Here is a 14,005-nt window from a genome sequence, read left to right on the forward strand (position 1 = left end):
AATGAGCAATAGACCAGATCAGTTTACTTTTAAAGAACTTGTTTCGAGTCTTAGGGCATTCGTACACTACCTGATTGGTCAGTGGAAGGGTGTTTTTGTTATTACTCTTTGCATCACCATTCTTCTCATTGCTTTTAATTATTTAGGGGACAAAACGTATAGGGCGCAAACATCATTTGTTTTACAAAATGGGGATTCCGGTTTAAATGAGATCTCCTCGCTGGCATCCATTGCCGGCGTCAACTTGGGAGGATTAACTGACGGAAGCGATTTGTTTCAAATTGACAACGTGCAGGAACTCTACCGATCGAACCGGATGATCGTTCAAACCTTACTCAGTAGTGCGGACTTTCCGGAAGGCAAGCAGTTATTGGTGGAGCGATACATGCAGAATAAAGAATATCCCAAAAAGTGGAAAAGCAGCCCCCTTGAAGGGCTTAGTTTTGCCTCAACCAATTTTGGTGAAAGCCGATTGCAGGATAGCTTACTACTTGAATTCAGCGATGATATCAGAAAGGACATGTTGGTCATTTCTAAACCCAACCGAAAATTGAGCATACTGAATGTAGTGGTTGCAAATGAAGATCCTTATTTGGCGAAGGCTTTTAATGAAGAGCTGGTAAAGAATGTAAACTCTTTTTATAAGCAAACACGTACTCAAAAGTCAGGAGAGAACTTGGCGATTCTTCAGCGTCAATCCGATAGTGTCAAAATGGTATTGGATGGAGCAATCCTGAAACTGGCTGAGCTGCAGGAAGCAGCACCAAACAGAAATCCATTATATAAAACGGTATTAGTAGACGAGCAAAAACTCATGATAGACATTGCAGCGAGCACGGCCATTTATGAAACCGTGGTAACGAATTTAGAGTTGGCTAAGATCTCCCATCGAAACAATACACCCCTGATTCAGATCATTGATTATCCAGTTCTCCCGCTGCCTGATGATCGATGGAAATTTTCCAAAACTTTGATCATAGGCTTACTCGCTGGTGGCGTATTAGCGCTGCTTTATTTCTCCTTTAAGCGATTTTATGAAATGGCTATGAAAGAATCATAGGCATTGCTTCGCAAAATCTCACCAGCTAATCATCTTTCCCCCTCTTTCCTCCCTTAACTTTCCTTATTTAAACTAGTGAATCACTGGATTGCTATTTAATTTGGCCCAACAATAAAACTTAAAATTCATGGCGCAAACCATATTGATCACGGGCGTAGCCGGATTGCTGGGTAGTAGAATGGCCGATTGGTTGGTAGAAAATGTACCTGATGCACAAGTGATTGGAGTCGACAACCTTAGCGGAGGATATCTCAGCAATGTAAATGAAAAGGTGAGATTTTATGAAATGGATTGCGCAGATGAAAAATTGATTAAGGTTTGCGAACAATACCAACCGGACTACCTCTATCATTTTGCAGCCTATGCTGCGGAGGGTCTCTCTCCATTTATCCGAAAGTACAATTACCAAAACAATCTAGTCGCGACAGCAAACGTCATCAATGCATGCATAAAGGCACAAGTGAAGCGTTTGGTCTTTACTAGTTCAATGGCGGTTTATGGCCATGGAAAGCCTCCCTTTGATGAAGCCGACCAACCTCAGCCGATCGATCCTTACGGAATTGCTAAATATGCCTGTGAAATGGATATTCAAGTAGCCGGAGAGCAACATGGATTGGATTGGTGCATTATTCGACCGCACAATGTTTATGGCATTAAGCAAAACATTTGGGACACCTATCGGAACGTACTGGGCATTTGGATGACACAACATTTGAATGGAGAGCCGATGTCAATTTTTGGAGACGGCGAGCAGAAAAGAGCATTCAGCTATATGGACGACTGTTTGTTGCCTTTATGGAAAGCAGCAACTTTAACTAAAGCGTCAAAGCAGGTGATCAATTTGGGAGGAACAAGGTACCATTCGATCAATGAGGCTTGTGCCATTTTGAAGCAAGTGATAGGAGATGCTGAGGTTCAATATCATGAGGCACGGCATGAGGTCAAGAATGCTCATCCAACCTGGAAAAAATCGGTGGCCTTATTGGACTATGAAGATAAGACAAGTCTGGAAGATGGGCTTAGGACGATGTGGGAATGGGCTCAACGTCAACCACAACGAGAACGTTTTCGATGGTCGAAATACGAATTAGAAGATGGAATCTATGGCTTTTGGAAAAATGAATCTGAGCCAGAGTTGAAAAACCAATAGACCCCTATTTATGCTCAGAGATAAGGAGCGCATCTATCCTGATATATTTTTAGCAGGGGCACCTAAAGCTGGCACCACTACCTTGTTCGATATGCTCAATGAGCACCCACGCATTCAAGGAGCCAACAATAAAGAACCTGCATTTTATATGGATGCAGATAGCCCCCATAATCAGGCAAACCTTTCCAATCCGCAAAAAAGCTATCAAGCCTTCTATGCACCTTTTATCGAGAATGCTTTGCATTTGGATGGGAGCACCCAAACGATGTATCAGAAAGGACTTGCTAAAGAATTGGCTGCTTCTAATTTGAAACCTAAGTTTATTTTCATTCTAAGAGACCCGGCAGAACGTATCTACTCATCGTTCAATTACACGGCCAATAACCTTGCCTCAATAGAGGGGATCAGTTTTGAAGCGTATCAAGAATTACTGTTGACCGATAGGTTAAACGATCTCAAGCCTTTTTGTAAGAATGAACGTGCATTTTATTCTATGAGTCATGAATTGAAGTTCTCCCAATATCATACCTTCCTCAGTATGTGGCAAAAAGTACTGGACAAAGATCAATTTTTAGTCCTTACCTTTGAGGAGCTAAAATCAGATCCTCAGGCCATTTGGAAGGAGGTGCTAGCGTTTTTGACATTGAATGAAGTAGTATTACCTAAAGGAGTCGGCCAAAGTAATCCAACTCGCTCTGTTCGCAATCCGAAACTGCATTACTTACTACATCAAACCTATGAGAGAATGGGTAACCAGATTTCTTTACTGAATGGATTGAAAAGGACTTATAGTCGCTTACAATACAGCTCTAAGAAACCTTCCATGTCTCCTTCATTATTAGACGGGCTAACCGCCTACTTTCAGCCATGGAATAAACAACTTGCTGATGATTTTGATGTTGATGTTAGTCGTTGGAGGGCATGATGCAGAATAAAGTCGCCGTCATATTGTTGAATTGGAATGGTTGGGAGCATACCATCAAATGTATTCGTTCACTTAAAAATACTAAGCAAGGAGATCTAGAGATTATTGTGGTCGATAATGCTAGTGATGAGAAAGAGGTGAGGATGCTCGAGGAGGTTGAGGATATTCATTTGATTAAAAATAAAGAGAACATTGGCTTTGCTGGAGGCAATAATATTGGTTTGACATATGCCTACGAGCTAGGGTGCTCCTACTTTTTATTATTGAATAATGATACTACCGTCGATTCTGGTTTTTTGAATCCGTTGATTGAGGCTTTCAAGAGGGATCGTATTGGTGCAGTTCAACCCAAGATCTATACGATGCGGGATCCTGAAGTGCTTTGGAATGCTGGTGGAAAATTTGTTAAACGATATGCCAAATCGATTTCTGTTGGCCATGGACAAAAAGATATTGGACAATTTGATGAGCTGAAAGAGGTAGACTGGATCACTGGCTGTGCATTAATGATGAGTAGGCGCTCTTTCGAGGAGGTTGGGTTTCTTGATGAGCAGTTTTTCATAATGTCTGAGGATGTAGATTGGTCTATCAGGGCAAGAAAGGCGGGATTAAAGCTTTTGTATGTTCCAGATGCTAGAATCTATCATTTCGAAGGAGCAACTGCAAAGCTAAAGGAGAAAACCAGGGAAGGGACCAGAAGTCCAAGGCGAATTTATTTCAATCGAAGAAATAAGCTTTTTGTCCTTAGAAAACATATATCCGGGTTGTCTTATTTGACCGCATTAGTTTATCAAATCGCTGCCTGTATCATTTACTTGACATTCTTTCTGCTGAAAAGGCGTTTTAAAAAATTAAGGTATACTTGGAGGGCACTTAAGGAGGGTCTATGTACGCCATTGTTGGATGACAGACGGCCTTCAGTCAGATGACTTTGGTTTTCTAGCTTTTGGGTATAGCTTAAAGAAAAGTTTATCTTCGTAGTCGATCTCAAATGAATCTAGTTTCACTCATATCTTTTCTTTTTTTTGGTACCACACTAGTTACTTTGGGTCTTTTAAGTATCAAGAAGATTCTTTTTGAAGGTAAGTTGATCTTTGCCATTCTTTTTTTGGTCTACTTTTTGGCTTCAAACGCAACACTGCAGATCGTGACATTTGAGGTCACAAAAAGTGCCATTATAGCCGAATCGATCAGTTACCTCAAGGAGCTTTATGTATTTTTTGCTATCGTCGCTTGGTTCTTCTATACCAAGGGGATTGTTCGAAGAGATTTCTTTCTCTATCGCTACGACTATGCTGTGATCTTGTTCTTTGCAATCCTTGTGATTTTCTATATTCTTCCTATTGGTCCTGCTACTTTTATCAACAAGACCATCTATTTCAAAAATCTTTTGATGCTAGCGGGAATGTACTTTCTGGGAAGAAATATGCGCTTGTCTCCTTCCGATGTCAAGACCTTAGCACATTTCATTCTTTTATTGGTTGTTCTCGCTTTTCCAATTGTGCTGATTGAAAAATTATCAAATACTCATTTTCAATCAATGATAGGGTACACGGATTATGTCATTGCGAAGGGAGGTGAACCTACAGGAAGCTACGGGCTACAATATACTTTTCAAGCCAATAGTGGTGCGAAACGTTTTGCCTCATTTTTTGCTAGTCCCTTAGAATTGGCAACAGTTTCTGTCCTTGCCTTTGCCACAAGTTTCATCCTCGCCAGTTTGTGGAAAGAGAGACGTTGGCTCTACGCTCCCGTAGCAGTAATTTCTTTTATATGCCTAGTTTTTTCCTTTTCACGCGCTCCGCTCGCAGGCTTTTTCTTGATGCTGGTATTTATTGGTTATCTCTATGGCTATTGGCGATATATCTTGGCTTCGGCGATCGTCACACTGGTATTTTTAGCCATTCCATTTTTCTTCGGAAATGACGATCTACGCTTTTTTATCATTGATACATTCACGCTAGCAGACCCGTCGAGCGTTGGTCATTTAGTCGATTGGCTAGAAGGGATTGAAAGCATGCTCATAAGTCCCGAAGGAATTGGCATGGCGACTAGTGGAAATGCAGGAGGCGTCGATCCGGAGCTTCAGGTGGGTGGCGAAAATCAATTCATCGTCTTTGGTGTGCAGTTCGGCATTGTCGGGCTGCTGATCTATTTGTGGCTGGTTGTCAAATCAATTGTCATTTCAAAGAATGTATTTCAAGAGCTTAAAGGACAAGAGTCAAGCATCATTCCTTTCATAACGGCTTCATTTAAGGTTGCATTTTTCATGTCCCTAATGACAGCCAATGCTGAGATCTATAATTTGGTGGCTTATTTGGCCTGGTGGATGATTGGCCACGCTATTCAGTTAAAACATTCTTTGGCGTTTAAGGAAATTGAAAGGCCGACTTCTTTTTCTCAATTTGTAAAAGCATGAAGAAGGCAAGGGTGCTAATTGATACCTACCAATTACGAATTGCAAAAACAGGAATTCGCAAATATGTCGAAGAGCTAGTTGCCTTGATTTTGTCAAATCACTCCAAGGAGTTTGAGTATTACTTTTTCCCTGAGCTAGGATCATCAGAATTAGAAGAAAGTAACTCGAAATGGAACCGCCTTAGAGAACAATGGAAGTATTTTTATTTTAAGCAATTCAGTCTTCCTAAGGAGGTAAAAAGGCTGAATGCAGATGTTTTGCTTCTGCCGGATTACTATGCACCCATGACCGCTTTGGATGTTCACAAAATCATTGTTTTCCACGATGCTTTTTTTTGGCAAAACCCAGAGCGATATGGAAAGATGTGGTGGTTTTATTTTCAGCGAATGATAAAAGCTGGCCTTCGAGGTAGGTCGTCCATATTAACTATTTCGAATCACAGTAAGGATCAATTGAAAAGCGTATTGCCTTCGACAAGTGCAATAGACGTATTGCATAATGCACAGAGAACGCCCATTGAACCCGACAAGGACATAGTATCAAGTTTAGACTTGAAAAAAAGGAATTACTTTTTGCATGTTGGGGTTTTCGAACTAAGAAAAAACCTCAAGACATTGATCGATGCTTTTGCAAACTTTAAAGCACTAAGAGGTCATGAGCAAGTGAAGCTTGTATTGGTTGGTTCAGAACCTTCAGGTCAAACCATGAGCGCTTTACCTTCTATGAAAGAACAAATTGTGAGTCACAATTTGGTGCTTGACGTTCTATTACCTGGTTATTTGAGTGATCAGGAAATTGCGGCATTATATGCTAATGCTGCAGCTTATGTATTCCCTTCTACGAATGAGGGTTTCGGTTATCCCGTGCTGGAGGCTTTTGCTTATCAATGTCCGGTTTTGATCTCGAATCAACCCGCCTTGGTAGAAGTTGGCGGGGACGCGGTATTGGTTTTTGATCAAAACGACGTGGATGAGTTGACTCAAGGGTTGGTGGATCTTTACCAAAATGAGCAACTTCGACAAGCGTACATAAAAAAGGGAACAGAAAGACTCAGGCATTTTGATCGCCAAAACTACATTGCCGATCTTGAGCAATTAATGACAAAATACGTGTGAAAAAGAGAAGGCCCAGCAAATCTATACTGATGCTTCACGCAAGCTCTGATCTATACGGTGCATCAAGAGTGCTTTTACAAGTGGCCGTTTTATTCCGGGAGAAAGGTCTTGAGCCCATTTTGGTTCTTTCTGCACCCGGACCATTAGTTCATGCATTCGAGGAGGAAGAAATTAAGGTGTACATTAAGCCATTGGCCATACTAAGGCGTAAGTACTTCTCCTTCTCCGGAATTGTAAATCGTTTTCGAACAATGGTCAAATCTAAACGGGAGCTATCTAAGCTCATTAAAAAGCATCAGATCGATACCATTTATACCAATACTGCGGGCGTTTGGGTCGGGGCCTTATTAGCGAGGAAGTTTAAGCTTAGGCACCTCTGGCATCTGCATGAAATTATTCAGAGGCCTAGGTTTCTCACCCAAACTGTTAGCTGGTTGGCCAGACGTTCATTTGCAGAGGTTATTGTCGTTAGTCAGGCGGTGAAAGAGCACTGGCAACCGCATCTTCGCAACGTTAGAATCGTTCAAATTTACAATGGATTTGATTTCACCTATTTGGATGAAGTAGAGCATGGTGAAATCAAAGAGGCTATTACATCTGCTGATCTTGTCATTGGGATGATAGCTAGAGTTCATTTTTGGAAAGGGCAAGTGTACTTCCTTGAAATTGCGCATGCATTGAAACAGCTGGGGGTTAATGCAAAGTATGTAATGGTTGGGGATGCATTTCCCGGATATGAGTACCTGTATGATGAGATCAAAAACAAATGTCAATCATTGGGATTGAATGAGGATGTGATCAATTTGGGGTTTAGAAAAGACATCGGGCACGTCTTGGACTCCTTTGATTTGTTCGTATTGCCTTCCATTTTGCCAGACCCTTTGCCTACTACCGTATTGGAAGCAATGTCAAAGGCAAAACCCGTGGCAGCAACGGCTCACGGAGGCGCACTCGAAATGGTTGTTGATCAAGTTACAGGTGTACATATTCCTTGGAACGATCCAGAAGCGTCGGCTAAACGCATATATGATGTACTGATTGATCGAAAAATACTCAGTATTATGGGTCAAAAAGGTGCTAAACGTGTGGAGGAACAGTTTTCTGAAGAGGCTTTCAAAAGGAACATGCTGAAACTTATTGAGAATAGTGCAGGGTAAGGTACAACGATATGAGGCCTTAGATGGAATGAGGGGCATCGCTGCGATCATGGTTATCTTCTACCATTACAGCTTGCCTTTTTTCGATCCAGTGGGTGTTTTTCGGAATCAGTTTTTCATCAGTACCTCTTATGCTTTTGTGGATTTGTTTTTTGTGTTGAGTGGCTTCGTAATTGCTGCGAATTACCTGACCCGTATTCATACAGCAATTGATTTAAGAACTTATGTGGCAAAGAGATTTGCGAGACTCTATCCACTCTTGCTTTTTACGGTCATCTTGTACATGGGGTTAAAGGGATATGCATTGGTAGCAGGCTTTACTTTTGATACACCTGACTATGGTTGGAAAGATTATTGGATCGATATTGTAGAACCTCTGACTTTTTTAAACTCAACTCCATTGATTTCGTCAACAGCTGGCATGAACCCTCCTTCATGGTCTATATCAGCAGAGATGATCTCTTATCTTATATTCGGTATTATTGTGCTTTTTTTCAAGCAGGCCAAATGGCCGCACGTAATCTTAGTAGTTCTTTCACTGCTCTTTATTCTAGATCAGGGAAGGTATATGTTTGCCAGTGACTATGGTTTTGTCCGTGGGATTTTAGGCTTTGCAACTGGTGTTCTTGCTTTTCAAATGAAAACACTCAGCAAGCGATTCAATGGGTACCATGAATGGCTTTTTTTGGTCCTCCTGGTCACTTCATTTTATCAAATTCATTACTCTGTCACCGAGTTGACGAACTTAATATTGCCACCTCTTTATTTTTATGGAATCTTAGTGTTTTCTAATGAATCGGGCCTGTTATCAAGAGGGTTAAAGACTTCCTTATTCCAGTTTTTGGGTAAGATCTCATATTCTGTTTATCTCATGCATTTTATTATTCTTTGGACATTTTATCAGTTTGCTTGGAATGTGATAGGTCTTGAACCAAGTGCAGGACTTGCTTATCTGGGAATTATATTGGTGTTACTGACTGTGGTGATCACATCACACTTCACCTACATGTGGGTTGAGCGTCCTGGAATGAGTTTCTTAAGAGCTAAATTGGCAAAAAATGGATAAGCAGCTCCACGTTGCAATTTTGGGCTCTAGAGGCTACCCCTATGTTTACAGTGGGTACGAAACATTAGTTCGGCATCTCGCAGAGGGACTCGTTCAGAATGGTGTTACCGTTACCGTTTATTGTCATAAAAATCTCTTTGAAGAGAGGCCTAAAGAGGTCAATGGGGTGAATTTGGTTTATCAACCGACAATTGAAAAAAAGTCTCTAAGCCAATTAACGCACACAGCCTTGTCTATGTGGCACGCGTGTCGCAGTGAAGCTAATGTCATCTTTGTGGTGAATTCAGCAAATGGACCTTTCGGGCTTTTAGCGAGACTCTTTGGGAAACCTACTGCTATTAATGTGGATGGGTTAGAATGGTTGAGACCTAAGTGGAAGGGTCTGGGTGCGCGCTATTTCAAATGGTCTTCAAAAATTGCCACTAGGTTATATGATCAGATCATAACGGATGCTGAGGAGATGCGAAAGGTATACCTAGAGCTTTTTAAAAAAGACTCTACTGTCATTGCATATGGTGCCGAAATCAAGGATTCGTCGAAACCAGAGTTAATTGAGCAATGGGACCTTGAGAGAGAAGCTTACTATTTGATTGTTGGGCGGTTAATTCCCGATAATAACGCTGACTTGATCGTTGATGGGTTTGTAGCATCGAAAAGCAAAAGAAAGTTGGTGGTTGTGGGCGATGTGCCATACAAAGATGACTATGCGGATCGAATCAAAGCAACGCAAGATGATCGCTTGGTTTTTACTGGTTATGTCAAAGATCAGGAAGCCTTAGCGGAGCTGTATCACAATGCCTATGGTTATTTTCATGGACATGAATATGGTGGTACAAACCCTACCATGATCAAGGCCATGGCATACGGATCAGCCATTTTGGCTTTAGATACCGTTTTTAATCGAGAGATGTTGCAGAATGGTGAGTTTGGTAAGTTCTTCAAAAAGGACATTGGCTCGGTTACATCATTGATTGATTTGATGGACGCGAAAATGGAAGAAATGGCAAAAATGAAAAAAGCGTCAGTTTACGGTGTCTCTGCCAAATACAGCTGGCCACATATTGTTGAGCAATATCAGCAGGTATTCAAGGGTCTTCTCAAGCCTTGAATTTTTTCAATGTAAGGTGCTTTCGAATTCTTTTAATGAGGTAAGGTTTATTCTTTAGGGTTAAAAAATGCTCGAAAATTTGGCGTTCGCGATTGGCCATTTGATCACCGAAAGTCAAATAGAATCTTTCTGCTAGTAAGAGCTCATCTTTCAAAAAGTCTTCAGTTTTCTTTATCCTTTTTTTAGCCCTTTTCTCTTTGGGCTGTTCTTTAAAAGCCACGTTGTGATCGTGAAAGCGGTATTCATTCAGTGCCTGCTCAACTCTAATGATTTCTCCAAATGTCAAAGCATACAAGGCTAACCAAGCATCATGAAGTGTTTCGAGGTCTTCAGGAATTGTATGTACGATCTTACTTACTGCCTTATTGAATAAACTACTCCCTCCTGTTACAAAATTCCCGAATAAGAACGTTTCCAACCGGTGCTCGTAATGACTTTGACCTAACAAGTTCCAAAATGAATCATGGATGACGGTTCCTTTAGCATCAATCACCTTTGAATCATGATAGACAAGGGTAGGAATATCTGGAGAGGAATTCATGATAAACGAATACAGGGTATTGAGCTTCTCTGTCTGCCAGATATCGTCTTGGTCACTTAATGCAATGAATTCAGCATCCAAATTGAGACGAATGGCTTTCTTAACGTTCGAAATAACACCAAGTGTTTCATTGTTTCGATCAATGGTAAATTGAGGGAATTTTTCAGAACAAAGCGTTTTTAACTTTGAATAGAAATGAGGGTTGGAGTAATCATCTTGAATATGAAGACGCTCAAGACATTGTTGTTGGGCAATGCTATTGAGTTGTTCTTGAATGAAAGCATCACCATTGAAGGTCACCATAACTACACGGATGGAGCAACTACTCATGCACTTGTCTTTGATCTAATGGTCGCTATTAAGGTATTGACCAAGGTGTTTTTAAAGATATAATGTTGAATCGCAAAATAGATGCTCGCCGAGAGCAGAATACTTAAAATGAGTTCAAGAATGGAGTGTAGTTCTATCTTTTGTAGTGCGGCATGGACTAAAAAGAATGTTAATGCCGAGGCTAAACCAAAAAACACCTCTTTATAGGGTAGATTGGCAATAAGGTACTTAGGACAGAAGAAAATGTAAGAAATTGTAACAACTATTTCAGTTGCTAATATGGCAATAGAAGCGCCCGTAGCACCAAGTTCTTTAGTAAAGACCCAATTCGTCAGAATAAAGACAATGACACCAAGCAGTGTAGCCAAAAAAAGTGACCGATTTAGATTGTTTGGGACTAATACTTGCAAGCCAAACAGGTAGCCTAGTCCAATGAACAGTGGTAGGAAGCTAAGATAGGCCATACTTGAGATGGCTTCCATGTATTCAATTCCAAGAAGGACAGAGATAAAAAGTTCTCTAAAGGTAAATAAGCCTAGTGATATGGGAATCCCTAAAAAAAGGATGAAAGAAAAGCTTTTGGAAATCATTCGAATTTCATATAGCTTATCATTGGCCTTGATGGCCTGAGAAATGCTCGGAATTAAAACGGCGCTTAGTCCAGTAACGATAGGGATACAGACTTTAGAAAGTTTTACCCCTGCGCTATACAAACCAATCTGATAATCATTGCTCAAGAGGCCAAGGACTACGCTGTCCAGAGACGTGTAGACGGTAGTTGCAAATGTTGAGGATAGAATAAACAACAGGGGTTTTTGGTGTCTTCTGAGAGAGAGACCATTGAAAGTCAGACTCACTTTCTTCCGAATCAAGAATAGATTGAGTAAGTAATTGCCGACGTAACTGAAGGTCAGTATTGCTAAATAAACAAGCACATCGCCTTCATTTTTCACAAAACCATAGAGCAAGAACAGGGAGATCAGTTTTATGGCGACAGATCGTAGGGTAATCACCTTAAATTCTTCTAGGCCACTAAAGAACCAATCTACATTCAATGGAGCAAAGAGGATCAATACACCACAAACTAATGAAAAACTCTCTTTTACATCCAAATTAGGCACATAACCTAGTGCTAATAGATAAATGGACAGACTCAGAAATGCAGTCAAAAAACTGATCACCAATAGCTCAGAAAAAGTCCGCTGTAGTGCTAATTGATCATTTCGACTTCTACCAATTTCTTTGATGCCATAGAACGGAATACCAAAGGAGGCAATTACGCTAAAATAAAGAGCAAGGTTGAAGGCGAACTGTGCCTCTCCGAGTCCTTCGGGTTGTAAAACGCGGGCGACATAAGGGAAGGTGATCAATGGGTATAAAATGTTTATCCCATTCAGTGTGATTTGATAAAAGTAATTCCGACGAATGCCCAAAGATCTAATTCAAAGTTCTGTACTTACAAACTTACTTTTTCCATGAATTGATTTTCGCTTATGGAGTACATTATTTCTTTACAAAAAAAGTATAGTACTAAAAGAAATAGTGCAGGTTGAACTGGAGACTGTAATTATTTACATCAATATAACCAGGTTCAAAACCAGTGGTTTTAATAATTTGGTATTGGTAATTTAACGATTCAATGTAATTGAATTCTCCTTCAATAAGAACCTTATTCAATTGAACAGCTCCAAAAACAGCTGCACTAATGTCCACCCAAGGACGCATCCAATCTTCAGTGTCAGATAAAAGATCTATGAATAGATCTTCATTGTGGGTATATCTTTCTAGCCGTATGCCGAGTTTGTTTAAATCTTCCACATAGCTGACAGATAAGGTTTGACTATTGCTGCTAGGCCCTATACCTGCTCCTAGTATTTCTCCACGATTTGTGTACCCTTGCCTAACTCTACTGTGGATATAGAATGTACTAGCATTCCTAAACATACGACTTGTGCTTTGTTCTAGGATTGTCCATTCGGCATTTGCTTCAATGAATTGATTCTCTTTCTTTTGAAAAGGGAACAGTTTGGTGAAACCAAACAAATAACCTGCAGAGTGATTGGGTTCTATGAAGAAATCCCTGAAATCAAAAGCTGCATCGTTTCGAGCAAACTCGAAATAAAATTCCGTGTTCGCCTTGGTAGAGTAGTACCTGATGTACAGACTTGCGAGTTGATCCCTAACAATGTCATTGAAGGCGTCGTTACTTCTAAACAGGTTGGAAAAACTACCAAACCAATCGTTATTTTCATTGGCTGTCGCACTGTATTGCTGAACGACTCGTGATGCCCCTAGTGAAAGCCCTTTGATCCATTTGGGTTGATAATTCATCGTAAAGCCAGAAAGGTATCGCCAATCTGGGTCTTTATCTCTGAATACAAAACTTCCGTTTTGAACAAAGAAGGCATTTGGGGGATCGAAACCCGAATTCTCTAATCGCCCTCCGATCACTTGCAGTTCGAAGCTTCCGATGGGAGTTCGAATTGGCCGACGTGTATTGAGGGTAAGATGCTGGAAACCTCTGGCGTTGTTCGACATTACTAGCGAATTTCTTTTACCTGGCCCCCACCATATGTTCTGATTTGACCAACCCAATTGCATCGGGCCTACATCCAATTTGATGAAGCTCTGGCCGAGATAAAAAGCAGAAATTGGTGAAGCACCGAATGTCTCCGGTGTATCGATGAAATTGAGTTGACTATTGAAATAGCGTTGCCATAAGACGTTTCCCGCATTCAATGGGAAACCTTCGTAAGGTTGATTTTCTCCAAAGTGGTATTCAGGGTAGAATTGAATATGTAATGGACCTGATTTTAGCGCGAAACCAGCACTGAACAGTTGTTGATAGCCACTTAACGGCAACATTGATCCGTCATTCCAACTGTAGGGGTGTTTGTCCATATAGCGAGTTTGCACGCTGATAGGCAAAAGGCTGATATCCAGCCAGGATGCCAAAGGAATTCTTTTGTAAAAAGAAGTGTCTGGTAATGCAGCATCGATGGGTCTGATCAAAAAAGAGGAAAGGGTGTCGTACTTACCTAAAAGTTGCTGACGACGAAGGTATTCCTCTTGTGCACTTCCTACTAGTAGTTGTCCTTGTGCAAAGATTTTATTCACTTGACAGAAGCAAAGTA

At 40.7% G+C, this 14,005-nt stretch carries 12 protein-coding genes; 9 read left to right on the forward strand and 3 right to left on the reverse strand.

What is annotated here, in order from left to right:
- Position 1 precedes the first annotated feature (1 nt).
- From AC2D6U_RS12480 to AC2D6U_RS12520, 9 genes are all read left to right on the forward strand, one after another.
- On the forward strand, positions 2–1,060 hold the full coding sequence (locus AC2D6U_RS12480) for an exopolysaccharide biosynthesis protein (RefSeq protein ID WP_484721320.1): 1,059 nt from the start codon (positions 2–4) through the stop codon (positions 1,058–1,060).
- 127 nt (positions 1,061–1,187) lie between these two features.
- Positions 1,188–2,210, forward strand: a complete 1,023-nt coding sequence (locus AC2D6U_RS12485) for an NAD-dependent epimerase/dehydratase family protein (protein ID WP_484721321.1) — start codon at positions 1,188–1,190, stop codon at positions 2,208–2,210.
- 10 nt (positions 2,211–2,220) lie between these two features.
- Complete coding sequence (locus AC2D6U_RS12490) at positions 2,221–3,135, forward strand: sulfotransferase family protein (RefSeq protein WP_484721322.1); 915 nt, start codon at positions 2,221–2,223, stop codon at positions 3,133–3,135.
- Positions 3,132–4,064: a glycosyltransferase family 2 protein gene (locus AC2D6U_RS12495; RefSeq protein WP_484721323.1), complete on the forward strand. Its 933-nt coding sequence runs from the start codon at positions 3,132–3,134 to the stop codon at positions 4,062–4,064. The genes AC2D6U_RS12490 and AC2D6U_RS12495 overlap by 4 nt, the downstream gene beginning before the upstream one ends.
- A 62-nt stretch (positions 4,065–4,126) precedes the next feature.
- On the forward strand, positions 4,127–5,554 hold the full coding sequence (locus AC2D6U_RS12500) for an O-antigen ligase family protein (RefSeq protein ID WP_484721324.1): 1,428 nt from the start codon (positions 4,127–4,129) through the stop codon (positions 5,552–5,554).
- Positions 5,551–6,669, forward strand: coding sequence for a glycosyltransferase family 4 protein (locus AC2D6U_RS12505; RefSeq protein WP_484721325.1), 1,119 nt, complete (start codon positions 5,551–5,553; stop codon positions 6,667–6,669). Before AC2D6U_RS12500 ends, AC2D6U_RS12505 begins: the two co-directional genes overlap by 4 nt.
- 29 nt (positions 6,670–6,698) lie before the next feature.
- The gene (locus AC2D6U_RS12510) at positions 6,699–7,826 is read left to right on the forward strand and encodes a glycosyltransferase family 4 protein (RefSeq protein WP_484721326.1); all 1,128 of its coding nucleotides are present in this window, start codon (positions 6,699–6,701) and stop codon (positions 7,824–7,826) included.
- Positions 7,816–8,892 carry an acyltransferase family protein gene (locus AC2D6U_RS12515; RefSeq protein WP_484721773.1) on the forward strand — a complete coding sequence of 359 codons (1,077 nt, stop codon included), beginning with the start codon at positions 7,816–7,818 and terminating at the stop codon, positions 8,890–8,892. The genes AC2D6U_RS12510 and AC2D6U_RS12515 overlap by 11 nt, the downstream gene beginning before the upstream one ends.
- The gene (locus AC2D6U_RS12520; protein WP_484721327.1) at positions 8,885–10,000 is read left to right on the forward strand and encodes a DUF1972 domain-containing protein; all 1,116 of its coding nucleotides are present in this window, start codon (positions 8,885–8,887) and stop codon (positions 9,998–10,000) included. Before AC2D6U_RS12515 ends, AC2D6U_RS12520 begins: the two co-directional genes overlap by 8 nt.
- Here AC2D6U_RS12520 and AC2D6U_RS12525 read toward each other — a convergent pair.
- The 3 genes from AC2D6U_RS12525 to AC2D6U_RS12535 all read right to left on the reverse strand — a co-directional run bounded on the left by AC2D6U_RS12525 (position 9,990) and on the right by AC2D6U_RS12535 (position 13,988).
- Positions 9,990–10,871, reverse strand: a complete 882-nt coding sequence (locus tag AC2D6U_RS12525; RefSeq protein WP_484721328.1) for a glycosyltransferase — start codon at positions 10,869–10,871, stop codon at positions 9,990–9,992. The genes AC2D6U_RS12520 and AC2D6U_RS12525 overlap by 11 nt on opposite strands.
- Positions 10,868–12,304 (reverse strand): flippase, encoded by a 1,437-nt coding sequence (locus AC2D6U_RS12530; RefSeq protein WP_484721329.1) that lies wholly within the window; start codon positions 12,302–12,304, stop codon positions 10,868–10,870. The genes AC2D6U_RS12525 and AC2D6U_RS12530 overlap by 4 nt, the downstream gene beginning before the upstream one ends.
- 97 nt (positions 12,305–12,401) lie before the next feature.
- A complete protein-coding gene (locus AC2D6U_RS12535) occupies positions 12,402–13,988 on the reverse strand; it encodes a capsule assembly Wzi family protein (RefSeq protein ID WP_484721330.1) in 1,587 nt (528 codons plus the stop codon).
- Between the last annotated feature and the right edge of the window lie 17 nt (positions 13,989–14,005).

It is taken from the genome of Roseivirga sp. YIW32, assembly GCF_057219245.1.